Annotated in this window: 23 protein-coding genes, 4 tRNA genes and 1 riboswitch; of the genes, 3 read left to right on the plus strand and 24 right to left on the minus strand. The window is 71.6% G+C overall.

The window, feature by feature from the left end; genetic code table 11:
* Positions 1-33 precede the first annotated feature (33 nt).
* The 16 genes from HMPREF2833_RS10170 to HMPREF2833_RS10245 form a co-directional block, all read right to left on the minus strand.
* A complete protein-coding gene (locus HMPREF2833_RS10170; protein WP_070637897.1) occupies positions 34-1,584 on the minus strand; it encodes an anthranilate synthase component I in 1,551 nt (516 codons plus the stop codon).
* On the minus strand, positions 1,584-1,976 hold the full coding sequence (hisI, locus tag HMPREF2833_RS10175; RefSeq protein WP_059281246.1) for a phosphoribosyl-AMP cyclohydrolase: 393 nt from the start codon (positions 1,974-1,976) through the stop codon (positions 1,584-1,586). Before hisI ends, HMPREF2833_RS10170 begins: the two co-directional genes overlap by 1 nt.
* On the minus strand, positions 1,976-2,740 hold the full coding sequence (gene hisF / locus HMPREF2833_RS10180; RefSeq protein WP_019309074.1) for an imidazole glycerol phosphate synthase subunit HisF: 765 nt from the start codon (positions 2,738-2,740) through the stop codon (positions 1,976-1,978). Before hisF ends, hisI begins: the two co-directional genes overlap by 1 nt.
* 77 nt (positions 2,741-2,817) lie before the next feature.
* Entirely contained in the window at positions 2,818-3,663 is an 846-nt protein-coding gene (hisG, locus tag HMPREF2833_RS10185; protein ID WP_019309073.1) for an ATP phosphoribosyltransferase, read from the minus strand.
* 80 nt (positions 3,664-3,743) lie between these two features.
* Positions 3,744-4,007 carry a phosphoribosyl-ATP diphosphatase gene (locus HMPREF2833_RS10190; protein ID WP_019309072.1) on the minus strand — a complete coding sequence of 88 codons (264 nt, stop codon included), beginning with the start codon at positions 4,005-4,007 and terminating at the stop codon, positions 3,744-3,746.
* A 99-nt stretch (positions 4,008-4,106) separates the two neighbouring features.
* Positions 4,107-4,586: a 6,7-dimethyl-8-ribityllumazine synthase gene (gene ribH, locus HMPREF2833_RS10195; protein WP_070637900.1), complete on the minus strand. Its 480-nt coding sequence runs from the start codon at positions 4,584-4,586 to the stop codon at positions 4,107-4,109.
* Positions 4,583-5,329: a GTP cyclohydrolase II gene (gene ribA, locus HMPREF2833_RS10200; protein WP_223246180.1), complete on the minus strand. Its 747-nt coding sequence runs from the start codon at positions 5,327-5,329 to the stop codon at positions 4,583-4,585. Before ribA ends, ribH begins: the two co-directional genes overlap by 4 nt.
* Positions 5,326-6,618, minus strand: a complete 1,293-nt coding sequence (locus HMPREF2833_RS10205) for a riboflavin synthase (protein WP_047978564.1) — start codon at positions 6,616-6,618, stop codon at positions 5,326-5,328. The genes ribA and HMPREF2833_RS10205 overlap by 4 nt, the downstream gene beginning before the upstream one ends.
* Before the next feature lie 252 nt (positions 6,619-6,870).
* Positions 6,871-7,887: a bifunctional diaminohydroxyphosphoribosylaminopyrimidine deaminase/5-amino-6-(5-phosphoribosylamino)uracil reductase RibD gene (gene ribD, locus HMPREF2833_RS10210; protein ID WP_070637903.1), complete on the minus strand. Its 1,017-nt coding sequence runs from the start codon at positions 7,885-7,887 to the stop codon at positions 6,871-6,873.
* Positions 7,888-8,051: 164 nt separating this feature from the next.
* Positions 8,052-8,759 (minus strand): nicotinamide riboside transporter PnuC, encoded by a 708-nt coding sequence (gene pnuC, locus HMPREF2833_RS10215; protein ID WP_070637906.1) that lies wholly within the window; start codon positions 8,757-8,759, stop codon positions 8,052-8,054.
* A 141-nt stretch (positions 8,760-8,900) separates the two neighbouring features.
* Positions 8,901-9,073, minus strand: a riboswitch (FMN riboswitch).
* A 65-nt stretch (positions 9,074-9,138) separates the two neighbouring features.
* Complete coding sequence (gene rpe / locus HMPREF2833_RS10220) at positions 9,139-9,804, minus strand: ribulose-phosphate 3-epimerase (RefSeq protein ID WP_070637909.1); 666 nt, start codon at positions 9,802-9,804, stop codon at positions 9,139-9,141.
* 56 nt (positions 9,805-9,860) lie between these two features.
* The gene (locus tag HMPREF2833_RS10225) at positions 9,861-11,621 is read right to left on the minus strand and encodes an RsmB/NOP family class I SAM-dependent RNA methyltransferase (RefSeq protein WP_070637912.1); all 1,761 of its coding nucleotides are present in this window, start codon (positions 11,619-11,621) and stop codon (positions 9,861-9,863) included.
* Positions 11,618-12,541: a methionyl-tRNA formyltransferase gene (gene fmt / locus HMPREF2833_RS10230; protein WP_070638541.1), complete on the minus strand. Its 924-nt coding sequence runs from the start codon at positions 12,539-12,541 to the stop codon at positions 11,618-11,620. The genes HMPREF2833_RS10225 and fmt overlap by 4 nt, the downstream gene beginning before the upstream one ends.
* An 11-nt stretch (positions 12,542-12,552) precedes the next feature.
* On the minus strand, positions 12,553-13,278 hold the full coding sequence (def, locus tag HMPREF2833_RS10235; protein ID WP_070637915.1) for a peptide deformylase: 726 nt from the start codon (positions 13,276-13,278) through the stop codon (positions 12,553-12,555).
* A 48-nt stretch (positions 13,279-13,326) separates the two neighbouring features.
* On the minus strand, positions 13,327-14,244 hold the full coding sequence (locus HMPREF2833_RS10240; protein ID WP_070637918.1) for a cytochrome: 918 nt from the start codon (positions 14,242-14,244) through the stop codon (positions 13,327-13,329).
* A 101-nt stretch (positions 14,245-14,345) separates the two neighbouring features.
* Positions 14,346-14,417 (minus strand) — tRNA-Val (locus HMPREF2833_RS10245).
* Positions 14,418-14,682: 265 nt separating this feature from the next.
* Between HMPREF2833_RS10245 and HMPREF2833_RS10250 the strand changes: the two genes are divergently transcribed.
* The 3 genes from HMPREF2833_RS10250 (at position 14,683) to HMPREF2833_RS10260 (ending at position 14,994) form a co-directional block, all read left to right on the plus strand.
* A tRNA-Gly gene (locus HMPREF2833_RS10250) sits at positions 14,683-14,755 on the plus strand.
* Between the two features lie 57 nt (positions 14,756-14,812).
* Positions 14,813-14,883 (plus strand) — tRNA-Cys (locus tag HMPREF2833_RS10255).
* A gap of 36 nt (positions 14,884-14,919) precedes the next feature.
* Positions 14,920-14,994: transfer RNA gene (locus HMPREF2833_RS10260), tRNA-Val, on the plus strand.
* 129 nt (positions 14,995-15,123) lie between these two features.
* Here the strand turns inward: HMPREF2833_RS10260 and HMPREF2833_RS10265 are convergent.
* The 8 genes from HMPREF2833_RS10265 to ybaK all read right to left on the minus strand — a co-directional run bounded on the left by HMPREF2833_RS10265 (position 15,124) and on the right by ybaK (position 25,889).
* Positions 15,124-16,080: an ornithine cyclodeaminase family protein gene (locus tag HMPREF2833_RS10265; RefSeq protein ID WP_070637921.1), complete on the minus strand. Its 957-nt coding sequence runs from the start codon at positions 16,078-16,080 to the stop codon at positions 15,124-15,126.
* Between the two features lie 170 nt (positions 16,081-16,250).
* The gene (nrdE, locus tag HMPREF2833_RS10270; protein ID WP_070637924.1) at positions 16,251-18,410 is read right to left on the minus strand and encodes a class 1b ribonucleoside-diphosphate reductase subunit alpha; all 2,160 of its coding nucleotides are present in this window, start codon (positions 18,408-18,410) and stop codon (positions 16,251-16,253) included.
* Positions 18,407-18,901, minus strand: a complete 495-nt coding sequence (nrdI, locus tag HMPREF2833_RS10275) for a class Ib ribonucleoside-diphosphate reductase assembly flavoprotein NrdI (protein WP_223110383.1) — start codon at positions 18,899-18,901, stop codon at positions 18,407-18,409. The genes nrdE and nrdI overlap by 4 nt, the downstream gene beginning before the upstream one ends.
* 380 nt (positions 18,902-19,281) lie before the next feature.
* Entirely contained in the window at positions 19,282-19,518 is a 237-nt protein-coding gene (gene nrdH / locus HMPREF2833_RS10280) for a glutaredoxin-like protein NrdH (RefSeq protein ID WP_019309058.1), read from the minus strand.
* A 385-nt stretch (positions 19,519-19,903) separates the two neighbouring features.
* Positions 19,904-20,974 (minus strand): App1 family protein, encoded by a 1,071-nt coding sequence (locus HMPREF2833_RS10285; RefSeq protein ID WP_019309057.1) that lies wholly within the window; start codon positions 20,972-20,974, stop codon positions 19,904-19,906.
* A gap of 63 nt (positions 20,975-21,037) precedes the next feature.
* Positions 21,038-24,733 carry a DNA polymerase III subunit alpha gene (locus tag HMPREF2833_RS10290; protein WP_246829116.1) on the minus strand — a complete coding sequence of 1,232 codons (3,696 nt, stop codon included), beginning with the start codon at positions 24,731-24,733 and terminating at the stop codon, positions 21,038-21,040.
* An 85-nt stretch (positions 24,734-24,818) separates the two neighbouring features.
* Positions 24,819-25,226 (minus strand): DUF6504 family protein, encoded by a 408-nt coding sequence (locus HMPREF2833_RS10295; RefSeq protein WP_039101241.1) that lies wholly within the window; start codon positions 25,224-25,226, stop codon positions 24,819-24,821.
* Between the two features lie 159 nt (positions 25,227-25,385).
* Entirely contained in the window at positions 25,386-25,889 is a 504-nt protein-coding gene (gene ybaK / locus HMPREF2833_RS10300; protein ID WP_039101242.1) for a Cys-tRNA(Pro) deacylase, read from the minus strand.
* Positions 25,890-26,178: the final 289 nt, after the last annotated feature.

A 26,178-nucleotide genomic window follows, 5' to 3' on the forward strand; every position in this document is an offset into this window, starting at 1 on the left:
GTCGGCTCCTCTGGGGGTGCGGTGCGGGTGCGCTCAGGGTGCGAGCGGTCGCAGGGACTGGGCGATCAGGGCGGCGCGCAGCGGGGCGGTGGCCTTGTTGAGCGACTCCTGGGCCTCGGACTCGGGGTCGGAGTCCGCCACGATACCCCCGCCGGCCTGCACGTAGGCCCGGCCCTCGAGGAGCAGCGCGGTGCGGATGGCGATGGCCATGTCCATGTTCCCGGCGAAGTCCATGTAGCCCACCACGCCGCCGTAGACCGCGCGGCGCAGGGGCTCGTACTCGTCCAGCAGCTGCAGCGCCCGGGGCTTGGGGGCTCCGGAGAGGGTTCCCGCCGGGAAGGTGGCGGCCAGCACGTCGTAGGCCGTCACGTCCTCGCGCATCCGCGCGACCACGGTGGAGCACAGGTGCATGACGTGGCTGAAGCGCTCGATCTCCATGAACTCGCTGACGTCCACGCTGCCGGGCTCGGCCACCCTGGAGAGGTCGTTGCGCGCGAGGTCCACGAGCATGAGGTGCTCCGCGCGCTCCTTCTCGTCCGCGAGCAGGTCCTCCCCGAGCGCGAGATCCTCGTCCACGGTGGCCCCCCGTGGGCGCGATCCCGCGATCGGGTGGGTCACGGCCTGGCGCCCCGTGACCGTGACGAGGGCCTCCGGCGAGGAGCCCACGATCGAGTAGGGCCTGCCGTGGGCGTCCTCGAACGAGTAGAGGTACATGTACGGGCTCGGGTTGATCCGGCGCAGGGTGCGGTACACGTCCAGGGAGTCCGCGCCGCACGCCGTCTCGAAGCGGCGCGAGACCACCACCTGGAAGATCTCGCCGTCCACGATGGCCTGCTTGCCGCGGTCGATCGCGGACATGAACAGCTCCCGGTCCCAGGACTGCTCCACGGCGGCCTCCAGGTCCACCGGGCCGGGCGGCGCCACGGACACCGTGGTGCGCTCCAGGAGAGTGGCGAGCCGGCTCAGCATCGACTCCAGGCGCGCCACGGCGTCGTGGTAGGCCGCGTCAACGTTCTCGTCCGTGCCGTTGACGTTCACGGCGTTGGCCACCAGCAGGACCGTGCCGTCCTTGCTGTCGTGCACGGCCATGTCGGAGACCAGGTTCATGGCGAGCTCGGGGACGTGCAGGTCGTCCTCGGGCGGGTGCGGCAGCTTCTCCCAGCGACGCACCGCCTCCCAGCCCACGAACCCGACCATGCCGCTGGTGAGCGGGGGAACGCCCTCGAACGGCTCGGTGTGCAGCAGCTCCATGGTCGCTCGCAGGGCCTCGAGCGGGTCACCGTCCGTGGGTGCACCGGAGGGCGCGTCCCCGAGCCAGTGCGCCTGCCCGTCCCGAGCGGTGAGCGTGGCCACGGACCCCGCGCCCACGAACGAGTAGCGCGACCACACGCCACCCTCGGCCGCGGACTCGAGCAGGAACGTGCCCGGGCGGGCGGCACCGTCGCGCGTGACGAGCGCCCGGTAGAGGCCCACGGGGGTCAGGGCGTCCGCGAGCACGGACATCCGCACAGGAACCACGCGGCGCGTGGCCGCGTACTCGCGGAACTCCTCGAGGGTGGGGGTGATGGTGCCGAGCTCCTGCACTACTGGACCGCCTGTTCCGCGTTCAGGTTCCGCCCGTCGAAGCACGTGCGGGTACCGGTGTGACATGCCGCGCCGGTCTGGTCGACCTTCACGAGCAGGGCGTCGCCGTCGCAGTCCAGGTGCACCGAGTGCACCCGCTGGACGTGGCCGGAGGTGTCCCCCTTGCGCCAGTACTCCTGGCGCGAACGGGACCAGAACGTCACCCGGCCCTCGGTCAGGGTCCGGCGCAGGGCCTCGTCGTCCATCCAGCCGAGCATGAGCACCTCGCCGGTGTCGTGCTGCTGCACCACGGCGGCCACGAGACCCGCGGGGTCCCGTTTCAGACGGGCCGCTATCTCCTGGTCCAGGGCGGGGTGGCCGTGCGCCTCGCGGGGAGTGTCCGTGCCGGTCATCAGCGCACCTCGTGGCCCGCGGCGCGCAGGGCGTTCTTGACGTCCTCGATCGCGTGGTCCGGTCCGAAGTGGAACACCGAGGCGGCGAGCACCGCGTCCGCGCCGGCCGCGACGGCCGGGGGGAAGTGCTCGGGGGCACCCGCGCCGCCCGAGGCGATCAGCGGCACGCCCACCACGGCGCGCACGGCGGCGATCATTTCCAGGTCGAAGCCCTCCCGCGTGCCGTCCGCGTCCATCGAGTTGAGCAGGATCTCCCCCACGCCGCGCCGTTCGGCCTCCCGCGCCCAGTCCAGCGCGTCGATCCCGGTGAGGGTGCGGCCACCGCGCGTGGTGACCTCGAAGCCGGAGGCTGTGTTGCCGGTGCGGCGGGCGTCCAGCGAGAGCACGAGCACCTGGTTGCCGAAGCGCCGGGTGATCTCGTCGATCACCTCCGGTCGCGTCACCGCCGCCGTGTTGACCGACACCTTGTCCGCGCCGCACCGCAGCAGCCGGTCCACGTCCTCCGGGGTCCGCACGCCGCCGCCCACCGTCAGGGGGATGAACATCTTCTCCGCGGTGCGCGCCACCACGTCGTACATGGTGTCCCGCTCGCTCGAGGACGCCGTGACGTCCAGGAACGTGAGCTCGTCCGCACCCGCGAGGTCGTAGCGGGCCGCCAGCTCCACGGGATCGCCCGCGTCCCGCAGGTTCTCGAAGTTCACACCCTTGACCACGCGCCCGGCATCCACGTCCAGGCACGGGATCACCCGCACCGCCACACCCATCTGTGCCGCCCTTCCTCGTTCGCTCGTGCTGCTGCGCCGTGCCCGCCCCCGCCGCACAGATCGCGGCGGGGCGCTCGTCAGATCCGCGCCGCCTGGATCGGGGACACCAGGATGGCCCGGGCCCCCACCTCGTAGAGCGCGTCCATGACCTTGTTCGTGTCCGCCTTGCGGACCATCGAGCGGACCGCCACCGCCCCGTCCCGGCCCAGCGGGGAGATGGTGGGGCCCTCCATGCCGGGGGTGATCTCCACGGCCGCCGGCAGCAGCTCCTCGCGGATGTCGTAGTCCATCATCACGTACTGCCGGGCCACGAGCACGCCCTGCAGACGACGCCGCAGCACGCTCAGCCCCTCGGGCTCCGGTTCGTCCCCGCGCCGGATGAGCAGCGCCTCGGACCTCATGATCGGCTCGTCGAAGATCTCGAGTCCCGCGGCCCGCAGGGTGTTGCCGGTCTCCACCACGTCCGCGATCGCGTCCGCGACGCCCAGCCGGATGGCGGACTCCACGGCGCCGTCCAGGCGCACCACCTCGGCATCGACGCCCTGCTCGGCGAGGTGCTGCTCCAGCAGCAGCTGGTAGCTCGTGGCGATCCGCTTGCCCTGCAGGTCCTGCACCGAGGAGAACTGTCCGAGCGGACCGGCCAGGCGGAAGGTGGAGCGGGCGAAGTCCAGGCACAGCTCCTCGGCGGCGTCGGCCCCGGAGTCCAGGAGCAGGTCACGGCCCGTGATGCCGAGGTCCAGGGTGCCCCCGCCCACGTAGATGGCGATGTCACGCGGGCGCAGGTAGAAGAACTCCACCCCGTTGTCGTTGTCCACGAGCACGAGCTCGCGGCTGCTGCGCCGCTGCCGGTAGCCGGCCTCCGTGAGCATGGTGGTGGCGGACTCGGACAGCGCGCCCTTGTTGGGCACGGCGACTCTCAGCATGGGATTCCTTCCCGCGAAAGCGGACTGGGACGGTGGGGACCGGCGAGCGCGGCGGTGTGCTCACGTCGCGCGGTGCGGGCTCAGAGGTGCTTGTAGACGTCCTCGAGGGTCATGCCCTTGGCGATCATCATGACCTGGAGGTGGTAGAGCAGCTGCGAGATCTCCTCGGCGGCCTCCTCGTGGGTCTCGTGCTCGCACGCCATCCAGACCTCGGCGGCCTCCTCCACGACCTTCTTGCCGATGCCGTGCACGCCGGAGTCCAGTTCCGCCACGGTCTTGGAGCCCTCGGGGCGCTGGGCCGCCTTGGCGCTGAGTTCGGTGAAGAGGTCGTCGAAGGTTTTCACCGTTCCAGGGTAATGCGTGCGTGCAGCTCCCCCGAACGCGGGCCCCGGTCCCGCGGTGTGGCTCACCGCACGGGGCCGGGGTCGCGGTCCTCGGCGGGGTCAGCTCCCGTGCGCGGCCAGGGTGAGTGCCGTGCTCAGGGCCGCGTGGGCGGCTTCGTAACCCTTGTCCTCCTGGGAGCCCTCGAGCCCGGCGCGGTCCAGCCCCTGCTGCTCGGTGTCGCACGTGAGCAGCCCGAACCCCACGGGGGTCCCGGTGCGCACGGAGACCTCGGTGAGACCGGTGGTGGCCGCGTGGCACACGTAGTCGAAGTGCGGGGTCCCGCCGCGGATCACGACGCCGAGCGCGACCACCGCGTCCACGTCACCGGCCAGGCGGCTCGCCGCGACGGGCAGCTCGAAGCTGCCGGGGACGCGGACCTCCAGCAGCTGCCCGGTGCGGGCGTCCGCGAGCGCGCGCCGGGCGCCGCGGAGCAGCCCGTCCATGATGGTGGTGTGCCAGCTCGCGGCCACCACGGCCACGCGCAGGCCGGTGGCGTCGAGGGTCGTGGCATCGGTGGTGGGGGCTCCGTGTCCGCTCATGAGTTCTCTCCTGGTGTGAGGTGGGTGAGGTGGTGGTGCATGCGGTCGCGCTTGACGCGCAGGTAGTCGACGTTCTCGGTCCGGGCGGGCACCTGGTGGGTCACCGCTTCCACCACGGTGATCCCGAGGGCCTCGAGCTTGCTGATCTTGTCCGGGTTGTTGGTGAGCAGGCGGATCGAGGTGAGGTTCATGGCGGTGAGGATCCGCGCCGCCGCCGTGTAGTCACGAGCCTCGGCGGGCAGCCCGAGCATGGTGTTGGCGTCCACGGTGTCCGCCCCGGCGTCCTGGAGCTTGTACGCCCGCAGCTTGTTGACCAGGCCGATGCCGCGGCCCTCGTGGTTGCGCAGGTACAGCACGGTGCCGCCGTGCCTGTGAATCCGCTCGAGCGCAAGCTGCAGCTGGGGTCCGCAGTCGCAACGCCAGGACCCGAGGACGTCCCCGGTGAGGCACTCCGAGTGCAGCCGCACGAGCGGGGGCAGCGTCTCCTCGCCCGGCGGCGGGGGTGCCGTCAGCGACACGTGCTCCGTGGCGGGGGCGCCGTGGCCCTCGGGCACTCGCCACCCGATCACCGAGAAGGACCCGTGGTCCGTGGGGATCGTGACCGGTTCGGAGTGCTCCAGCACGGGGCCGGGCGCCGGAGCCGTGGCGGGGCGGTGCCCTTCCGCGGGGCCGCGCTCTTCCGAGAGGCCGTGCACTTCCGCGTGGCAGTGCTCTTGTGCCGTGCGGTGCTCTGCGGCGCTCACGCGGTGAGTCCCCGTGCCGCTCCGTCCTCGCGCGCGGCGAGCGCCTCGACCTCGTCCAGGTGGCGCACGAGGTCCGCGATGCTGATCATCACGAGGCCGTGCTCGTCCGCGAAGCGGCGCAGGGCGGGCGCGCGGCGGGGCTGGCCGGCGTCGTCGACGATCTCCGCGATGGCACCCACGGGCTCGCACCCGGCCAAGCGGGTGAGCTCGACGGCGGCCTCCGTGTGCCCCGGGCGCTCCCGCACGCCGCCGGGGACGGCCCGCAGCGGGAGGATGTGCCCGGGCCGGGTGAGATCGGACGCGGTGGTGCCGGGCAGGGCGAGCAGGCGGGTGGTCAGGGCCCGGTCCCGGGCGCTGATGCCGGTGGTGATGCCCACGCGGGCGTCGCACGTGACGGTGTAGGCGGTGCCCTTGGCGTCCTCGTTGTGCGCCGTCATGGGTGGCAGCCCCAGGGCGTCGGCCCGCTCCCCCGGCATGGGCACGCACACCACGCCCGAGCTGTGGCGCACGGTGAAGCCCATGAGCGGTTGGGTGGCGTGCTGCGCGGCGAAGACGAGGTCGCCCTCGTTCTCCCGGTCCTCGTCGTCCACGACCACCACGGCCGCGCCCGAGGCGATCGCGGCGACCGCGTCCGGCACGGAGTCGAGGCGCACCTCGTCCCCCGCGGGCGCGGCGGCGCACGCGGCCAGCCGCTCGGCGTACTTGGCGAGCACGTCCACCTCCAGGTTGACCCGGTCCCCCGGCGCACGCGTGCCCAGGGTGGTCACCCGCAGCGTCTCGGGGATCACACCCACCTCGAACCACGCCTCGTCCTCCCCGGGGCGGTTCACGGCGGTGACGGTGAGGGAGACCCCGTCCACCGCGATCGAGCCCTTCACGGCGATGTACCGCGCGAGCTCCCCCGGCACGGCCACGCGCACGGTGTCCCACCCGCTGTGCGGGGTGCGGGACACGATCCGGCCCACGCCGTCCACGTGGCCCTGGACCACGTGCCCGTCCAGGCGCTGGCCGGCCGCCGTGCAGCGTTCCACGTTCACGGTGTCGCCGTGCCGCAGCTCGCCGAGGGTGGTCAGGCGCAGGGTCTCCCCCATCACATCTGCGGTGAAGTCCGTGCCTTCGGACCCGTCAGCGGGCACGGCGGTGAGACACACACCGTTCACGGCCAGTGACCCGCCGCGCTGCAGGTCCGCCACGAGCGTGCCCGCCGTGAGGTGGAGCCGGGCGGCGTCCTGCGCCGTGCGCTCCACTCGCTGGACGATGGCCTGGGTTTCGACGATTCCTGTGAACACGAGAACTCTCCTGTGGGGGTGGTGGACCGCGCAGCGGTGCGCGGTCGGTCACGATGTCTTGGTCGGGGCGCTGACGCCGTGGCGCCGCAGCCCGAGAGCGCGGTGGGGTCCGCGTGGCGCAGAGGCTCGGGGCGCACCGCTGGTTCCGTGCGTCGTCCGCCCGGGCTGGCCGTGCGGGCATCCGCCGTGGGACCTGCGGCGTGGGACGTTGAGCGGGGGGACCCTCAGCGCGAGGCCGTCAGCGCGGGGCCCTCATGACGGTGCCGGGCGCAGGTGCCACCGCAGGTCCTCCCCCACGGCCCCCACTGCACCGTCCGGCACCCCCACGTGATCACCGCGCCACGACGACGCCGCCGCGAGCGTCCCGATGCCCAGCCCGGCCACCGAGGACGCGCCCGCGCCCAGCAGCAGGGGTGCCTGGTACAGCCGCAGCTCGTCCACGAGATCCGCCGCTAGGAAGGCCGCCGCCACGGTGGGGCCGCCCTCCACCAGGACGTGGGCCGCTCCCCGGTCCCGCAGGCGGGTGAGCGCCTCGCGGGGGTCGTGGGTGTCCAGTTGGACGAAGCGGCCGTCGGCCCCACGGATCCGGGCCGCCTCCGGCACCGGTCGGGTGGACATCACCGCGCGCAGGGGCTGCCTGGCGCAGAGCTCTCCTTCGGGGGTGCGCGCCGTGAGCGAGGGGTCGTCGCTGCGCAGCGTCCCCCCTCCCACGAGGACCGCGTCCACGCGGGTGCGCAGCTGGTGGCCCTCCGCGCGGGCCGGCGCGCCCGTGATCCACTGGCTCGTGCCGTCCACAGCGGCCACGCGGCCGTCGATGCTCTGAGCGATCTTGAGACTCACGAAGGGGCGGCGCTGCTGCTGGGCGCGCAGCCAGCGATCGTTCAGGTCCAGTGCCTCGGCGGCGAGCAGCCCGGCCCGGACCTCGACGCCGTGCTCCCGCAACCACGCGGCACCGCCGCGCGCCGCGTCCGTGGTGTCGGCCACGGCGTGCACCACCCGGCCGACTCCGGCACGCAGGATGGCCTCCGTGCACGGTCCCGTGCGGCCCGTGTGGTGGCACGGTTCGAGCGTCACGAGCAGGGTGGTGTCCCGCAGCGGGGTCCCCGCCTCCCGTGCGGCGTCTAGGACGACGACCTCGGCGTGTGCCGTTCCGGCGCCCCGGTGGTACCCCACGTGCAGGACCTCGCCCTCGGCGGACAGCAGCGCGGCGCCCACCACCGGGTTGGCGCCCCGCACCCCGCGCGCCGCAGCAGTCAGTGCCGCGTGCATCGCGGCCGTCTCCGCGGCGGTGAATCCCCGTTCCGGGCATCGGCCGGCCGCGGGGTCCGACGCCGCAGGGGCGCCTGTCGCGCGCGGTGACGTGTGTGCGCGAGCCGGGAGTCCGGCGTCGTCGTACGCATCGGGTCCCGCCGCCGGGAGGTCTGGGACGCCCGTCACGACCGGTCGTCCCCGACCGAGAGGTGCAGGTCCGGGAACCCGGTGCCGATGGTGGCCGCCTTGCGCTGGCGCGTGTTGACGCGCCACCACACGAAGAAGCCCGCCAGGGTGAAGCCGCCGTAGACCAGGTACATGATCCCCGAGGCGTAGTAGCCCGCGGAGAACAGCAGGGGCACGCCCACGATGTCCACCGCCACCCAGAAGAGCCAGAACTCGACCCAGCCCTTGGCCATCCCCCACGTGGCGAGCAGGGAACCCATGAAGATCCAGGCGTCCGCCCAGACGGGCTCGTACGACCCCAGGGCGCGGAAGATGGGCGTGAGCACGGCAGTGCCCAGCAGCAGGGCGGCGACCAGGAGCAGGCGCTGGCGGGTGTCGGCCCACTGCGGGGTCACGGCCTCCTGCGAGGCGCCCCGCGAGCGGTGCCACTGCACCCACCCGAAGACGGACACCGCGATGAACATGACCTGGCGTCCGGCCTGCCCCAGCAGGTTCACGGGATTGGGGGTCTCGAAGACCGCGCCCAGGAACACCGTGAGAAGGATGGCGTTGCCCACGATCCCCACGGGCCAGGCCCACACCTTGCGGCGCATCCCGCCCACGGCGGACAGCAGGCCGAACACGTTGCCGATCACTTCACGCCACAGGATGAAGCCGTCCCCCACGCGCAACTGCGCGTCGAACAACCAACGCAGGACCTCCACGGTGTCTCCTCTCACCCGCCACGAATCGGTGGTTCCGGGGAGCAGGAGCACGCCCACGGTCGAGACCGTGTGGCGGACGGCACCACGACAACGCCCAGGGCGGCCCACCCAGGACAGGGTGCGCCGCAGGACCGCGGTGCCCACGTGTGCCTACCATCCAGACTGTACTGTCGGCACCGGAATTCCACCGGTTCGGCCGTTCACTCCGTGGCCGCGATGCCTGCCCGCTGAAGGGCCCGGCACCACGGTCACGGTGTTCACGGTTCGCGGACTGTCACCGCCGGTTCGGAATTGCACCGACCCCGGAACACGTTGCTGGGCACAGTATGCCACGCACCTCCGACGCCACGGGCACAGGAGGTGGGGCTCGGCTCACCCGTCAGCCCATGTGGGAACGCGCGGTCTCCCGGAGGGCGGCGATCGCCGCGGCGGGGTCCTCCTTGCCGTACACGGCGGATCCCGCGACGAAGGTGTCGGCGCCCGCCTCGGCGGCGCGCACGATCGTCTCCTCGGTGATCCCACCGTCCACCTGCAGGGCCACGGTGCCCCCGTGGGCGCGCAGCGCGTCGGCCGCGCGGCGGATCTTGGGCAGGGTCACCTCTAGGAACGTCTGGCCGCCGAAGCCCGGCTCCACGGTCATCACGAGCAGCATGTCGAGCTCGGGGAGCAGGTCGAGGTACGGCTCGATCGGGGTGGCCGGACGCACCGCGAGACCCGCCTTCGCGCCCGCGGAGCGCAGCTCCCGGGCCAGCTTCACCGGGGCCGTGGCGGCCTCCGCGTGGAACGTCACGGACGCGCACCCGGCCTCCGCGTAGGCGGGAGCCCAGCGGTCCGGGTCCTCGATCATCAGGTGCAGGTCCAGCGGCACCGGCGAGACCGCCTGCAGCCGCTCGACCACGGGCAGCCCCAGGGTGAGGTTGGGGACGAAGTGGTTGTCCATCACGTCCACGTGCGCGGCATCCGCCGTGCTGATGCGCTGCAGCTCCTCGCTCAGACGGGAGAAGTCCGCGGAGAGGATGGACGGGTGGATGTCGCAGCGGGTCATGGGTTCCTCCTGGGGGAAGCGGTCTGGCGAGGGCGGTGGACAGCAGCGGTCCGGGGTCAGGCCGTGCGGCGCAGCGCGACCATGTACATCGCGTCCGTGCCGTGCACGTGCGGCCACAGCTGGACGCTCGTGCCGCCCCCGGGAAGTTCGTGGCGCACGGAGCGCGCGTCCTCCAGGGCACCCGGCAGGGCCGCCTCGACGGCCAGCGCGGCGGTGTCCAGGACCTGCACGTCAGTGCGCTTCTCCAGCAGGTCCTGGAGGACGTCGTGGGTCTCCGCGGTGTGCGGTGAGCACGTGGCGTACAGCACCACGCCGCCGGGGCGGGTGGCCGCCACCGCGGCGTCGAGCAGCTCGCGCTGGATCCCAGCGAGGTTCGCCACGTCGGACGGGGTGCGCCGCCAGCGGGCCTCCGGGCGTCGGCGCAGCGCACCCAGACCGGTGCACGGGACGTCCACGAGCACGCGGTCGAACGCGGCCTGGTGCTCCTCCGGGAGCTGCCGCGCGTCCCCGGTGCGCACCTCCCATGCCTCACGCGGCACAGGCTGCAGCGCCTGGCGCACGAGGTCGCCGCGGTGCTCGCTGACCTCGTTGGCCAGCAGGGAAGCGCCCTGCTGGTGCGCGAGCGACGCGAGCAGCGCGGCCTTGCCGCCGGGACCCGCGCAGAAGTCGGCCCAGCGACCGGAGTCCTCCGCGACCTCGGCACGGGCCAGCACACGGGCCACGAGCTGCGAGCCCGCGTCCTGGACGCGCACCACTCCCTCGCGGGCGCCGGGCACGCGGTGGACGTCTCCCCCGCCGCTGACGGCGCTGCCGGGTACGAGGTCCCCCGCGTCCGCGCCGGCCTCCAGTGCGGCGTCGAGCGAGCCGAGGCCCGGCAGGGCCACGAGGTGCACGCGCGGCGCCTCGTTGTCGGCGGCCAGCAGATCCGTGATCTCCTCGGGGTCCCGACCGTTGGCCCGCAGCGCGCGGCGCAGCGCACGGATCTCCCACACGGGGTGCGCGTAGCGGACGCTCATCCGCCGCCACTCGTCCGGCTGCTCGCTCTCGAGTGCCTCGAGCCACTGCTCCTGGGTGCGCCGGGCCACCTTGCGCAGCACCGCGTTGACGAGCCCGGCCGGGCCCTGCCCGATCTCACCGCGCACGAGCCCCACGGTGGCGTCCAGGGCCGCGTGGTCGGGCACGCGCATGGCCAGCAGCTGGTGGGCACCCAGCCGCAGGGCGTCCAGCACCGCGGGATCCAGCTGGTCCAGAGGGCGGTCCACGCACCCGGCCAGGACGGCGTCCCACGTGCCGCTCCAGCGCATGGTGCCGTAGGCCAGTTCCGTGGCGAACGCCGCGTCCCGCTTGTCGAGGCGCAGCTCCCGGACCAGGCCGGGCAGCACCAGGTTGCCGTAGGCGTCCTCGGAGTTCACCGCGCGCAGCGCCCGGAACGCCGCCAGCCGCGCCGGATCGGAGTGGCGACGCCGCTGGCCCGGGGCCTGCGCGGAGTAGGACCGTTCGTGCTGGGCACGCCGGTTGCGCTCGTGGCCCTTGGCGTTGCGGCGGGAGCTACCCGGCCCCGACCCGCCCTGTCCCTCCCGGTTCGGGCGGTCGCCGGGGCGGACCGCGGAGCCGGTCGCTCCGCCACGCCGGTCCCCCGGTCCGCGCCGTGGGTTCCCGGCCCGACCCTGGTCGGTGCCGCCGCGGGAGCGGAAGGAGTCCCGCGCCGCCCGGGGGCCGTCCTCACGGCCGCCGGAGCCACCTCGACCGGCCCGTCCTGGACGGTCCCGGCCGTCCTCCTGCCCACCCTGTCCGTGGGTGCTGCGGTCCTGACTCATACGAACGCCACCTGTTCCATGTGCTGCTTGCCACGGGCCCAGTCCAGGGCCGCCATGGGCTTCTTGCCTGCGGGCTGCACGCGGGTCAGTTCCACCGCGTAGGACCCGGTCCCGGCGAAGACCTGCCGGTCCCGGATCTCGACGTGACCCGGGGTGATCCCCGTGACCTGGGGTGCCGGCACCACGCGTTCGATCTTGACGCGCTGGCCGTCGAACTCCGTCCACGCCCCGGGCTCCGGGGTGACGCCGCGGACGTGGTGCGCCACCACCACGGCAGGCTGTGACCACGTGATCCGGGCGTCCGGGCCGGTGAGCTTGGGCGCCGCGCTGGCCTCTCCGCGCTGAGGCTCCGGGTGGAGGGCACCCGAGGCCACCCCCAGCAGGGACTCGGCGAGCAGCGGGGCCCCTGTGTGCGCGAGCCGGTCCAGGACGGTGCCGGCGGTGTCCTCCTCGGAGACCTCGTCCGTGAGGGTTCCCACCACGGGGCCGGTGTCCATCCCCTGGTCCAGCACGAACGTGGAGGCGCCCACCACGCGGTCCCCCGCCATCAGTGCTCGCTGGACGGGGGCCGCCCCGCGCCACTGCGGGAGCAGGGAGAAGTGCAGGTTGATCCAGCCGTGCTCGAACACGTCCAGCGCGGCCTGCGGCAGGAGCGCGCCGTAGGCCACGACGGCGGCAATGCTCGCGCCCGTGGCCCGCAGGGCGTCGTGCAGCTCCGGGCCCACCCGGTTGGCCTTGAGCACGGGAAGGTCCAGTTCCTCGGCCCGGCGCGCCACTGCAGACGGCGTCATGGTCTTCTTCCGACCCACGGGGGCGTCCTCGCGGGTCAGCACGGCCACCACCTGCAGCCGGGGATCCTCGTGCAGCGCCTCCAGGGGCGGGACCGCGGTGTCCGGGGTGCCCGCGTAGAGCACCTTCAACGGTTCCTGGCTCATCGGATTCCTTCCGCCCGGTGGAAGGCACTGGCTCCGCGGGCGCCGTCAGGGTGGGAGGCGGAGGACGAGCGGGCGAACGCGGAACCCCGCGCGGCGGCGTCGTGCTCCGGGCCGGTTGCGGAACCGCGGGCCGTGCGGAACGCAGCGGCACCAGAGGCCTGGGAGGAGGCGCCGGGAGCCACACCCCGGGCGCCGCGCTGCTCGTCCCGCTCCCGCGCGATCCGCTCGGTCGTGGCACGGAACGCGTCGCTGCGCAGCTGCCTCATGGCGTCCTTGCGCTCCTCACCCTCCAGGCGGTCGACGTACAGCCGGCCGAAGAGGTGGTCGGTCTCGTGCTGGAAGCAGCGGGCCAGCAGTCCCGTGGCCTCGCGGTGGACGGGATTGCCGTGCATGTCCACGCCCGTGATCGTGGCGCTGTCCCTGCGGGGGGTCTCGTACGAGAGGCCCGGCACGGACAGGCAGCCCTCGCCGCCCTCCTGCGGCTCGTCCCCCACGCTCAGCCGCGGGTTGACCACGTGGCCCTCGTCCCCGTGAATGCCCCACGTGAAGACCTGCAGCCCCACGCCCACCTGGGGGGCGGCGAGACCCACCCCGCCCACGGCGTACATGGTCTCGAGCATGTCCCGCACGAGCGTCCGGAGGGACTCGTCGAACTCCGTGACCTCCTGGGCGGGGGTCCGCAGCACCGGGTCCCCGATGGTGCGGATGCGCAGAATACTCACCGTGTGATGCTCTCCTCGCGAGGGTGGGGTGGATGTGAACAGCTCGTCTCAGTCTACGGCGGGCCCGGCCACGGTCCGGGTCTCCGGGGCCGCTCCCCCCGCCACCCGGCCCGTGGGCCGACCCTCGAGCGGCGGCGGGGCGATGCTGCGCAGCTGCGGGCCCGCCGCGTCCAGCTGCGCGGACCGTGCCCAGACCCTGGCCAGGGCGCAGAACTTGTACCAGTGCGCCGGCAAGTGCTCGGCCACCGCCTGCACGGTCAGCGCCTCGGTCTCCCCGATGGCCACGGCCATGAGCACCTCGGCATCCCCGTACGCCCAGGGCTCCCACTGCCCGGCGGCGGCGTCCACCAGGGACTCCTCCGCCTTGAGCCCGGCAACCAGCTGGGTCACCACCTTGGGATCCGGTTCCTTCACACGCCCGGTGCGGTCCGTCCCCTTGGTCTTGTAGTCGATCAGGCACACCTTGCCGCCGATCCGCGCCACCAGGTCCAGGGTCCCGGCGTAGCCCACCGTGGAGTTCCACACGGTGATCTCCGCCGCGAGCGGCTCCGGGCGGTAAAGCTGCCACCACTGGTCCGCACTGTCCGCGAACCGTGCCTCGTGGTGCTCCTCCAGGTCCGCACGGGCACGCTCCACCTGGTGGTCCCGGCCCATGGCACGCAGCGCGAGCTGCTCGCAGTAGTCGTGCACGCGGTCCCCCCGCTGCGCGGCCTGGTCCCTGTGCCGTTCAGCGGCCTTCGCGGCGTGGTTGACCAGGGCACGGCGGCGTCGGGAGTCCCGCAGGGCGTCCGGCAGCTGCGGGTCCGCGGCGAGGGCCTGGGCCGCGCTGTAGCCGTACCAGCCGCCCAGGTCGTTGGCCTCGCAGCCGATGATCGTGGTGATGGACGGAACCTCCAGGTCCCCGCCCTCCCTGCGCGCGTACATGCGACCGGTGGGCGTGGACTGGGCCAAACGGGGTTGCGTCATGGGCCCAGCGTAGGAACGGGCGCAGACACGGACACGGGGCGGACTCAACGCGGACACGAAAAAACCCGGTCCCTTCCGGGACCGGGTTTTTCGTCGTTCCGTGCGCGATACTGGGATCGAACCAGTGACCTCTTCGGTGTGAACGAAGCGCGCTACCGCTGCGCCAATCGCGCTTGCAACGTTGAAGACTCTAGAACACATGATCCGCGATCGGCAAATCCACTTCCCTCCCCCGCGTGGCCCGCGGCCGGCGACGGCGATTTGCCCGGACCCGGGCGTGTGGGTAATGTTCTTCCTCGTTGGCAACGCCCCGCAGGCCAGGCCCACCGGATGGAAACACCCGGAAGTCGCAGCAGGCGGGTAGCGCGAAAACCTGTGATACAGTTTCCGCTCGGAAGAACGGAGAACCGCAGACCAGGTTTCCGATCGACCAACAATGCGGACGTAGCTCAGCTGGTAGAGCATCACCTTGCCATGGTGAGGGTCGCGGGTTCGACTCCCGTCGTCCGCTCGCAGTTTTCGACCCTGGTCGAGACCTGAGACCTTGTCCTCCAAGGATCTGGTCCCCGGTGGGGTGGCCGAGTGGTTAGGCAGCGGCCTGCAAAGCCGTCAACGCGGGTTCGAATCCCGTCTCCACCTCGGTGCAACCACCTCGTTCAATACACTGAACATTGAGCGCGATTGGCGCAGCGGTAGCGCGCTTCCCTGACACGGAAGAGGTCACTGGTTCGATCCCAGTATCGCGCACCAGGAACAACCCCGGAACCCTGGTTCCGGGGTTTTCTCATGTCCGGGCACTCCCCCGTCACGTCCCTCTGGTGCGGGTGGGTTCTGGTGCTCCCGTGGGGCGCGGCCCTGTGGGCCGCGCCCGGATGGGAGTCACGGCGTGTCCGCGGCCTCCAGCACGCCGGCCGCCACCGCGAGGTCCTGCCAGCTCATCCCCACGCACTTGAACACACGGGGCCGGTCCTCGGCCACGAGTGCGCGTCCCGCGACCACGTCCGCGAGCGGCACGAGCGCCTCCTCCGCCAGCACCCCGTGGGCAACGGCCTGGATCACGTCCCCCGCCTCCCGCAGCGCCGTCCCGCGGTCCTCCACGACCACCTGGGCGCGGGCCATCATCGCGTCGTCCAGCTCCCGGGCTCCGGGCTCGTGGGAGCCCATGGCGACGACGCACGCCGAGTCCCGAACCAGCGTCCCGTCGAACAGCGGCTGGGACGCGGAGGTCGCACACACCACGATGTCCGCCGAGCCCACCTCGTCCGCGTCACCCGCACGGGCCGTCAGCCCGAGGGACCGCGCGTGCTCGACGGCCGCATCGACCTTCTCCTGGGACCGCCCGCACACGACCACCTCGTCGAGAGCCCGCACGTCCGCGAACGCCTCGATGTGGGACAGCGCCTGCGGGCCCGTGCCGAACACCATCAGGGTGCGGGCGTCCGGGATTGCCAGGTGGTCGGCGGCCAGTGCGGAGATCGCGGGCGTGCGCAGCGTGGTGAGCGCATTGCCCTCCATCATGGCGCGCACAGTGAGCGTGGCGGTGTCCAGTAGCAGATAGGTTGCCTGGATCCGCGGCAGGCCCCGCTGCGGATTTCCCGGGGAGACCGAGGCCACCTTGATGCCGCTCCACGGCCCCAGCACGGAGGGCATGAGCAGCATGTGGCCCTCCCCCGCCGCCACGTTGTCGCGGGCCGGATCCTCCTCGGGGCGGAAGCCGTCCTGCAGCGTCTCGGCCAGGAGCTGACGGGCGCGGCGCGGGCTCACGGCGTCGAGAATCTGCCGAGCCGTGAACCACCGCGGTGCGCGCTCGGGTGTGCTCTGCTGGGGCTGGGTCATGCGTGGATCCTCCTGACGTGGCGGGACGGGCGGGCGCGCGCTCGGCGAGCCCGGGGACGCCGCTGCCCCGCACGACCGGTCGGTCGAACGGGGCAGCGGAGCAGGGCGAGGCACGTGCGGGACGTCACGCGGCGGCGTCGTGCCCCGTGCTCACGGACGAGAACGGCGCGTCACAGCATGCAGGACACGCAGCCCTCGACCTCGGTGCCCTCCAGCGCGAGCTGGCGGATGCGCGAGTAGTACATGGTCTTGATGCCCTTGCGCCACGCGTAGATCTGGGCGCGGTTGATGTCACGCGTGGTGGCGGTGTCCTTGAAGAACAGCGTCAGCGACAGGCCCTGGTCCACGTGCTGGGTGGCCGCGGCGTACGTGTCGATGATCTTCTCGTAGCCGATCTCGTACGCGTCCTGGAAGTACTCCAGGTTCTCGTTGTCCATGAAGGGCGCCGGGTAGTAGACGCGGCCCAGCTTGCCCTCCTTGCGGATCTCGATGCGCGAGGCGATCGGGTGGATCGAGGACGTGGAGTTGTTGATGTAGGAGATGGAACCCGTGGGCGGCACGGCCTGCAGGTTCTGGTTGTACATCCCGTCCGCCATGACCTTCTCGCGCAGCTGCTTCCAGTCCTCGACCGTGGGCAGCGTGATCCCGGCCTGTGCGAACAGCTCGCGCACCCGCTGCGTGGCCGGCTCCCACGCGCGGTCGGTGTACTTGTCGAAGAACGTGCCGTTGGCGTAGTCGGACCTCTCGAAGCCCACGAAGGACTCCCCGCGCTCCTTGGCGATCAGGTTGGACGCGCGGATGGCGTGGTACGTCACCGCGTAGAAGTACATGTCGGTGAAGTCCACACCCTCCTCCGAGCCGTAGAAGATGTGCTCCTTGGCCAGGTAGCCGTGCAGGTTCATCTGACCCAGACCCACGGCGTGGGACATCTGGTTGCCGCGCCGGATCGAGGGCACCGAGTCGATGTTGGACATGTCCGAGACCGCCGTGAGGCCCCGGATGGCGGTCTCGATCGTGGCGCCGAAGTCCTCGGACTCCATGGCCATCGCGATGTTCATCGACCCCAGGTTGCAGGAGATGTCCTTGCCCACCTCGGCGTACGTGAGGTCCTCGTTGTACGTGGAGGGCTCGGAGACCTGCAGGATCTCGGAGCACAGGTTGGACATGATGATCTTGCCGTCGATCGGGTTGGCCCGGTTCACGGTGTCCTCGAACATGATGTACGGGTAGCCGGACTCGAACTGCACCTCCGCCACGGTCTGGAAGAACTCGCGGGCGTTGATCTTGCGCTTGGTGATGCGGGAGTCGTCCACCATCTCGTGGTACTTCTCGCTCACGTTCACGTCCGCGAAGGGCACGCCGTAGATGCGCTCCACGTCGTACGGGGAGAACAGGTACATGTCCTGGTTGTTCTTGGCCAGCTCGAACGTGATGTCCGGGATGACCACGCCCAGGGAGAGGGTCTTGATGCGGATCTTCTCGTCCGCGTTCTCCCGCTTGGTGTCCAGGAAGTTGAGGATGTCCGGGTGGTGCGCGTGCAGGTACACCGCACCGGCGCCCTGGCGAGCACCCAGCTGGTTCGCGTAGGAGAACGAGTCCTCGAGCAGCTTCATCACGGGGATCACACCCGAGGACTGGTTCTCGATCATCTTGATCGGAGCACCCGACTCGCGCAGGTTGCTCAGCGCGAACGCCACACCACCGCCGCGCTTGGACAGCTGCAGCGCCGAGTTGATGTTGCGCCCGATGGACTCCATGTTGTCCTCGAAGCGCACCAGGAAGCATGAGACGAGCTCGCCGCGCTGCTTCTTGCCCGCGTTGAGGAACGTGGGGGTGGCGGGCTGGAAACGACCGGAGATGATCTCCGTCACGAGCCGCTCGGCCAGCGCCTCGTCCCCGTCCGCGAGGTACAGGGACACCATCACCACGCGGTCCTCGAACCGCTCCAGGTAGCGCTGACCGTCGAAGGTCTTCAGCGTGTAGGACGTGTAGAACTTGAACGCCCCCAGGAAGGTCTGGAAGCGGAACTTGTAGCCGTACGCCTGCTTGGACAGCTTCTTGACGAACTCGAAGCTGTACTTGTCCAGCACCTCGGCCTCGTAGTACTGGTGGTCCACCAGGTACTTGAGCTTCTCCTCGAGGTCGTGGAAGAACACGGTGTTCTTGTTGACGTGCTGCAGGAAGTACTGCCGCGCCGCCTGCCGGTCCGCCTCGAACTGGATGCGGCCCTCGGCGTCGTAGAGGTTCAGCAGGGCGTTGAGCTCGTGGTAGCCCAGACCCCGGTACTGCTCCGGGCAGGTGGGATCCTCGTGGCCGGGCTCGACGCTCACTCCCGGGGTTGCGTGAATGCTTGCCAAAACTCTTCCAATCCTTGGGTGACTTTTTCGACGTCCTCGTCCGTGCCCATCAGCTCGAACTTGTAGAGCAGAGGGACCTGGCACTTGGCGGCCACCTTCTCCGCAGCCACGCAGAACAGCGGGCCGAAGTTGGTGTTGCCCGCACCGAGCACACCTGTGAGGTGCTGACGGGACGGGGCGTCGTTGAGGAACTTGACGACTTGCGGGGGAACGGAACCCGCTCCCCCGGGGCGTCCGTAGCTGGGCACTGCCAGCACGTACGGCTCCGTGATGCGGGGAGCAGGCTCAGAGGTCTTGAGGGGCAACCGGACGGATCGCACCGGAAGCTTGGCGATGAACCGGTCGGTGTTGCGTGTGACGGAGGAGAAGTACACCACCAGTGGTGCGTCCTCATCCGCCACGATCGGAATGCGATGACGTTCCCGCTCCTGCGCCTGAGCGAGAACCGAGGCCAGTGCGCTCATGCCGGGTCACTTCGATTCTTCGGGGGGGGTGTTGTGTGCTGTTTCCGATACGGGGCATCGGCGGTGCCCCGGGGACCTGGCCCGGAGACGCCGGCCCGGGAGGCCGACCGGGGCGGGACGCTGACCGGTCCGGATTCGTCTCCGGTCCGGATTTGTCTCCGGTTCGAGTCTGTGCTCTCGGAGATGCTCTTCGCCCCGGGTGGGCCCGAAGTCGCCGCCGGCCGGGGAGACGGGCCACCCGGTGACCCTCCTCCGCGAGCGTTCTCCACCGGGAGCGTCGTTCGCAGGGGCCGGGGACGCGCCCTGATCCCGCCCGGTGCCCTGATCCCGCCCGGTCCTGCGCGGGTGGCGGAACCGCGGTCTCCCGCGGCGCCGTGCGCTCAGGCGGAGAGCAGCAGAGCCAGGGAGTTGATCTTGTCCGGGCGGAAGCCGGACCAGTGGTCCGAGCCGGTCTCCACGACGGGCACCTGCTGGTAGCCCAGACCCACCACGTGGTCGTACGCGGCGGAGTCCTCGGTGACATCCACCACCGTGTAGTCGATGCCCTTCTTGGTGAGGGCGCGGTAGGTGGCGTTGCACTGGACGCACGACGGCTTGGAATACACGGTGATTGACATAGCCCATTCTCCTTGCGGGAAGTACCGATTTCTCCGGCGCTTCCGAAGCCTCGCGGTGGGTGACCGGGGCGGTGCGCCAGACGGTGGAACATCTGGATCAATACTACATCTAGTGTCGCGCGTGGGTAGGGCACCCAACATGATGTGGTCGCGTGTTCCACAGGGGCACCCGGGTTTTCCCCCGGCTTGTCCACAGGACACGAGCTCCGGGACCGCGTGATCCCGCGGTCCCGGACCCCTGAGGTGTGGACAAGAGGTGTTCCGGAAGTCACCGAAAAACTTTCCGGGCAGGGTTGCGGAGGATGCGGGAGCAGCGCAGGGAACAGCGCAGGTGGTCCGGGCGCGACCCGGCACCTCGGCCCACGGTGCGTGGGCAGCCCGGTGGTCAGAGCAGTCCGGCGTCCCGGAGCTGGTCGGAGATGGAGGCGCCGTCGTTGGCCTCGATCCACAGGACACCCTGGGGCACCGTGACCCGGTGCCGGTCGGTCACGCGCGCACCCGAGGCCAGGACGGCCTCCGTGGGCGACAGGTTGCGGATCACGATGGCCGCGACGGACTCCGGGTAGCGCTGGGCGAAACCCGAGTAGATCTGCGGATCGTGCTGGCCGTCGTCCCCGATGAGGATCCACTTCACGTGCGGGAACCTCTCGGCCAGGCGCTGCAGGTTCTGCACCTTGTGCTGGGAACCAGAGCGGAACCACCGGTCGGTGGTGGGCCCCCAGTCCGTGAGCAGGAGCGCCCCGGAGGGGTAGGCGTTGCGGGTGAGGAACCGGCGCAGCGTGGGTGCCACGTTCCACGCGCCCGTGGAGAGGTACAGGAACGGGGCGTGCGGGTGCCTGCGCCGCAGCCGGTCCATCATGGTGGACATCCCCGGGGTGGGGATGCGCGCGTGCTCGTTGGCCACGAAGGAGTTCCACGCGGCGAGCATGGGCCGCGGCAGGGCCGTGACCATCACGGTGTCGTCGACGTCGCACACCACGCCCAGGTGCTGCTGGTCCGAGACCACGGTGATCGTGGCCTCGGTGACGGTGGAGCCCTCGGCCTGCATGTAGATGGTGTGCACCCCGGGCGCCATGGAGACGTTGAGGTCCACGTCGATCACACCGCCTCTGTCCGCCACGAAGTGGAACTCGTGGTCCCCCAGCCACACGTTGACGTGGGCGAAGGCGTAGGGCACGGAGGAGAAGGAACGCCAGCCGCGGATGGACTCTGCGGCGTCGTCCGTCTCGTCCACGAGCGAGCGGGTCTTGAGCAGCACGCGACCCAGCGCGCGCACGTAGCGCGGACTGCCGTAGCCGTCGAAGGCGAGCATGGTGGGGATGTCCCCCCGCTGCACTGCCCGACCCTGGCGCCACCGCTGCAGCTTCTGGTCGAAGCGGTAGCCGACGTTGATCGCTTCTTCCGTGACCTGGTCCACGGACGGCAGCAGGTCCCCGCCACCACTGTTCTTCGCCATGGCTCACAGTGTTCCACAGGCCCGGGCGTGTACTGTCGCGCGTTTGCGCGCTCACGCTCCGTGTCATGGTGTGCCTGCCTTTCGCAGGACTCTGCCGGGTGCGGCCGCCGCCCCGTTCTCCGGTCCGTGCTCGCGGAGCCGCCGGGTGTGGCCGGGGCCCTGCTCCCGTGGTGGGCGGGACGCGGCAGGCCGGGAACCCAGCAGCGTGCGGGGGTCCGGGAGAGTCTCCGGCCGGGAGAGGTCCCACGCCCGGGCGGCCTGGATGCCGATCCCCCGCGGCCCCGTGCGCCGGGTGTGGCCGTGGACCAGCAGCAGGGTCGGGGCGAAGAGCACCTCCCCGGACTCGGCCTGGGCCTCGTCGAAGAACGTGCAGTCCACGGCCCCGGAGCCGTCGTCCAGGGAGATGAACACCACGCGTCTGCCGCTGCGCATGGGCGGGGTCATGGTGGACACCCGCACCCCGGCCACCACCACCTCGCTGCCGCTGCGCAGTCCCAGCAGGTCCTCGGCGCGGGTGGCCCCGTAGGAGCGCATGAGCTCCGCGTGGGAGTCCATCAGGTGGGCGCTGACCTCGATGTCCATGGTCTCCATCTCCGCTCTCACCCTCTCCTGCGGGGACGGCTCCGGGAGCCGGGCCGGCAGGGAGGTCAGGTCCACGTCCCCCAGGGGAAGAGCCAGTTGCTCCTCACCCGGTTGCGCCCCGCTCGCGGCTCCGCGCGCCCCGGCCGGGCGGTCCGCCCGGTCCGTGAGGAACCGCACCATGTCCGTGCGCGAGGCACGGGCCCCGGCATCGCGCAGAAGGCTGTCGAGGGCCCCGGCGGTGGCCAGTCTCTGCAGGGTCCTGCGGGAGGGACGGGCCCGGGACCGGACCTCGGCGAGGCTCCCGTACGGCTGTCCCGCCAGGAGCCGCTCGACCTCGGCGGCACTGATGCCGGTGATGGCGCCCAACGACATCCGGATCCCCCACGCCCCGTCCTGGGTGTGGGGAATTCCCGCGTCCAGGTCCCCGGAGGCCACGGTCCCGGGACGCGGGGTGACCGGCTCCACGCGGTGGCACTCCCCGCTGCGGTTGATGTCCGGGCCGAGGACGGGGATCCCCATGCGGCGGGCCTCCCCCACGAGCAGCCGCGCCGGGTACATGCCGGGGTCGTGCTCCCAGACGCCCGCCATGAAGGCCTCCGGGTGGTGGGTCTTCAACCACGCCGACTGGTATGTGGGGACCGCAAAGGCCACTCCGTGGGCCTTGCAGAACCCGAAGCTGCCGAAGGCGTGGAGGATCTCCCACACCGTGTCGACCACCGCCGGGGAGTAGCCGCGAGCGCGTGCGCCGTCCCGGAACGCGGTTTCCACGGGGCCCTCGGAGGGGGATCCGAGCAGTCGCCGCCAGACGTCCGCCTGTCCGAGTCCGCACCCGGTCATGCGGTCCATGATGCGCATGATCTGCTCGTGGTAGACGGCCACGCCGCGGGTTTCGGCGAGGATCTCCTCGAGGTCCGGGTGGGGGTAGACGGGGGTGGACCAGCCGTGCCGGGCGTTGAGGTAGGGGCGGACCATGTTGGCCTGCATGGGCCCGGGGCGGAAGAGGGAGATGTCCACGACGAGGTCGTTGAACTCCTCGGGTCCCATGGTCCCGATGAGCTCGCGCTGGCCCGGGGACTCGATCTGGAAGCACCCGAGGGTGTGGGTGGAGCTGATGAGACGGAAGGTGTCGGGGTCGTCCCGGGGCATGGTGTCGAGGTCCGGGGGTGGTTCGTGGGGGTGCAACCGGGTGATCTCGGCCACGGCGTGGGCCAGGGTGGACTGCATGCGCACGCCCAGGATGTCGAGTTTGATCAGCCCCATGGGGTCCATGTCGTGCTTGTCGTACTGGGACATGGGCAGCCCGATCCCGCTGGCCTGCACGGGGGTGCGGTCCAGCAGGGTGGTGTCGGAGAGGATCACCCCGCAGGGGTGCATGGAGATGTGGCGGGGCAGCCGGTCGAGGCGTTCGGTGAGGTCCACGAGCAGGTCCATCTGCCGGTTGTCCCTGAGCTGCTCCGCGAGGGGTGCCAGTTCGGGACGGCGGGAGATCTCCTCGCGCAGCGTGCCCCCGGGAACGCGCCACAGCTGGCCGGCCACGTGGTCCACGTCCTGGGCCCCGAGACCGAGGGCGAGCCCGGCGTCGCGGACGGCCCCGCGGGAGCGGTAGGCGTTCTGCATGCTCATGAGGGTGACCCGCCGGGCGCCGAAGCGCTCGAAGATCCGCCGGTAGACGTCGTGGCGCCGCGCGCTCTCCATGTCGATGTCGATGTCCGGGAGGTTGGGGCGCAGCGGGGAGAGGAAGCGCTCGAAGACGAGGTCGTACTCGAGGGGGTCCGCCGGGGAGATCCCGAGCAGGTGCACCACCAGGGAGGAGACCCCGGAGCCGCGCGCGGCGTGGCGCACGTCCATGGCGCTCATCAGGTCCGAGACCTCTCCCACGGTGAGGAAGTACCCGGCGAAGCCCAGCCGGGAGATGACGTCCAGCTCGCGTTCGAGACGCCCCCGCAGGGACTCTCGGTTGAGCCCGGGGACGGTGCGGTCCCAGTCCTCGCCGCCGTGCAGCCGGGCGAGACCGGCGTAGCAGCGGCGGGCGAGTTCGCGGTCCGGGTCCCCCCGCAGCCCGAGGACGGAGGCCTCGGGGATCACGGGCCTGCCCACCCCCAGGTCCTCCTGGAGGTCCAGGGCGCAGCGCTGCGCCAGGTGGTGGGTGTCCGCGAGCAGTCCCGCGGGCCCGGTGGCCCCCTGGTCCGCGGCGCTCGTGATCTCGTGGGCCAGGCGCGCCATCCGGTCACCGTCCTTGAGCCAGCCCTGGCCGTTGGGCTGCAGCACGCCGCGCTCGGCCCCGGCGAGCTCGTCGAGGGACATCAGCGTGCGGGCGGCGTCGAGGACGTCCGCGGTCACGGCCTGCCCCGGGTGGGCGTAGCGCACGGCGTTGCTGAGCACCACGGGCACTCCCGCCTGGTGCCCGATCTCGTACATGCGCACGGCGTGACCCGTGCTCAGCGGCGCACCCTGGGGTGCCAGGTGGGTGGCGGTCTCCACCACGAGGGCCCCGGGAGGCACTCGCGCCTGCCAGCGGGACAGCGCGTTCCGGGCGGCCCGGTAGTGCCGACGGGCCAGCAGCCTGCCCACGTCCGAGTCTGGCCCCACGAGCACCACGAGTCCCGGCTCCCCGCCCCGGGCGGCGCGGTGCACGTGACGGGCGATCTGCTCGGGAGTGAGGCCCACGGGGTGCGCCGCGCTGCGGTCGTGGGCGCGGTGCGCGGCCGAGACCAGCCGGCACAGGGCGGCGTACCCGGCCCCGCCGTTGTGGCCCGTGGCGAGCACGACCACGCGTCCGACCACCCGGGGCGCGACGGGGCGACGCCGCCCGGGCCCCGTCCCGAACGACGGGGCCACCCGGCGGGATGCGCTCCGTCCCCGGGACGCGGTGTCCCGCCGGGGCGCACCCCCTCCGGGGGACGCTCCGCGCACAGTTCCGGGGCCGCGGACGCCCTGCCCCTCCGAGGACCGTGGCGGTGTGGCCCCCAGCAGCGCGAGGTCCACCCCCAGCACGGGGGTGATGCCGTGGGCCCGGCAGGCCAGCACGTGCTTGACCGCACCGTAGAGACCGTCCCGGTCCGTGCAGGCCAGGATCTGGGCGTCCTGCCCGGCCGCCGTCTCCGCGAGCTCCTCGGGACGCGCCACACCGTAGTGCGCGCTGAAGGCCGAGGCCACGTGAAGGTGAGGGAACCACATGCCCATATTCGAAACTTTGTTCGAATTTTTGTCAACCACCACAGACCCGTGCGGGGCTTCCACCGCCCGGTGCCGCACGGGGGTCTCAGCAGCTGACACGGAGCAGTCCCCACTGGCCCGTGGACTGGTCCCGGGTGAGTTCGAAGGTGCGCGCCACGGCGGCGCCGGCCTCCACGGCCTGGACCCGCCAGCGCTCCCGGTCCACCGCACTGGTGGGGCTCTCGCGCGGGACGCGATCCGCCAGATCCCACCAGTTGCAGCGTTCGTACCAGTGGATCACGGGCTGCAGCACGCGCTGACCGCGGCCACGGTAGAACAGCTCACACGGATTCCCGGAGGAGTCGCAGTGCACCGAGAAATCCCCCGTGGCATCCGGCACGACAGCCTCCCCCGCACCCTCGGCCCTCGCGTCCACGAGGGTTCCGCCGATCACGGGGACCGCCTCCCACGGGTCCTCGTGGCGCTCGATCTCCACCGCGTCCAGCACCGTCATGATGGCTCACCTTCCCCAGGTATTCGAAACTTTATTCGACTCCTGAGACGGTGCCAAGGCCGTCCGACACGCATAAGCGACCGGCCCCGTCGGGGGACGGTGCGGGTGGCCTGAGCATCCCCGGCGCGGCGAGCGCGGCGCCCAGGACGCTCGACTCTCCTACCCCGGGTTCTGCCCCACCGCCGCGAACACGGCCCCGGTGGCCCGCACGAGGTCCTCCGGCGCCAGCCCCACATCGAAACCACGTCGGCCGCCGGAGACGTACACGCGCTCCAGACGACGTGCGCTCTCGTCCACGACCGTGGGGAGCGTGGTGCGCTGCCCGAGTGGGCTCACCCCGCCGAGCACGTAGCCGCTCAGCCGCTGCACGTCCCCGGGTTCGGCGAGGTGCGCCTTCTTGGCGCCCAGCGACGCGGCGACCGCCTTGAGGTCCGCCCGCGCGGAGACCGGCACCACGCACACCCCGAAGCCACCGTGGTCCAGGGCCACCACCAGGGTCTTGAAGACGCTTTCCGGGGGCAGTCCCAGGGCCTGTGCCGCCTCGTCCCCGTAGGACTCCGCCCGGGGGTCGTGCTCGTAGGGCAGTCCCTCGAACGGGATTCCCGCCGCCTCCAGGGCCCGGGTGGCCGGGGTGGCCGGTGCCGAGTGCTTCTTGGCCGCCATGAGATGTCCTCTCCGTCTCGTCCGCACCCTCCCGGACCGCGCCTCCGCCGGCGGGGCCGTTCCAGGGGCCCGGCCCGGGCCCGCATCCCGGTTCCCGTACGGCGGCGTGCCCGGTTGGGTACTGTGGTGTCACGCCCGCACCGCGGGAGGTGCAGGGCTCTGGTTCCTCGAGCCTACGACTTCCCCGCGCGCGGTCCCCTTCCACCACAGCACCACCACACCGCAGCACCACCACCCGGCAGTCACAGCTCCATCCGATTCACGGCACCACCCAGCACCACCCCCCCCC

The sequence above is a fragment of the Kocuria sp. HMSC066H03 genome (assembly GCF_001812045.1).
Classification (GTDB): Bacteria; Actinomycetota; Actinomycetes; order Actinomycetales; family Micrococcaceae; genus Kocuria; species Kocuria rhizophila.

Excerpts from the sequence above, each read along its gene's own strand:
- hisI (WP_059281246.1), bottom strand. The coding sequence starts at position 1,976 with ATGACCGGCACGGACACTCCCCGCGAGGCGCACGGCCACCCCGCCCTG.
- hisF (WP_019309074.1), bottom strand. The coding sequence starts at position 2,740 with ATGGGTGTGGCGGTGCGGGTGATCCCGTGCCTGGACGTGGATGCCGGG.
- hisG (WP_019309073.1), bottom strand. The coding sequence starts at position 3,663 with ATGCTGAGAGTCGCCGTGCCCAACAAGGGCGCGCTGTCCGAGTCCGCC.
- ribH (WP_070637900.1), bottom strand. The coding sequence starts at position 4,586 with ATGAGCGGACACGGAGCCCCCACCACCGATGCCACGACCCTCGACGCC.
- ribD (WP_070637903.1), bottom strand. The coding sequence starts at position 7,887 with ATGCACGCGGCACTGACTGCTGCGGCGCGCGGGGTGCGGGGCGCCAAC.
- rpe (WP_070637909.1), bottom strand. The coding sequence starts at position 9,804 with ATGACCCGCTGCGACATCCACCCGTCCATCCTCTCCGCGGACTTCTCC.
- HMPREF2833_RS10225 (WP_070637912.1), bottom strand. The coding sequence starts at position 11,621 with ATGAGTCAGGACCGCAGCACCCACGGACAGGGTGGGCAGGAGGACGGC.
- HMPREF2833_RS10240 (WP_070637918.1), bottom strand. The coding sequence starts at position 14,244 with ATGACGCAACCCCGTTTGGCCCAGTCCACGCCCACCGGTCGCATGTAC.
- HMPREF2833_RS10265 (WP_070637921.1), bottom strand. The coding sequence starts at position 16,080 with ATGACCCAGCCCCAGCAGAGCACACCCGAGCGCGCACCGCGGTGGTTC.
- nrdI (WP_223110383.1), bottom strand. The coding sequence starts at position 18,901 with ATGAGCGCACTGGCCTCGGTTCTCGCTCAGGCGCAGGAGCGGGAACGT.
- nrdH (WP_019309058.1), bottom strand. The coding sequence starts at position 19,518 with ATGTCAATCACCGTGTATTCCAAGCCGTCGTGCGTCCAGTGCAACGCC.
- HMPREF2833_RS10285 (WP_019309057.1), bottom strand. The coding sequence starts at position 20,974 with ATGGCGAAGAACAGTGGTGGCGGGGACCTGCTGCCGTCCGTGGACCAG.
- HMPREF2833_RS10290 (WP_246829116.1), bottom strand. The coding sequence starts at position 24,733 with ATGTGGTTCCCTCACCTTCACGTGGCCTCGGCCTTCAGCGCGCACTAC.
- HMPREF2833_RS10295 (WP_039101241.1), bottom strand. The coding sequence starts at position 25,226 with ATGACGGTGCTGGACGCGGTGGAGATCGAGCGCCACGAGGACCCGTGG.
- ybaK (WP_039101242.1), bottom strand. The coding sequence starts at position 25,889 with ATGGCGGCCAAGAAGCACTCGGCACCGGCCACCCCGGCCACCCGGGCC.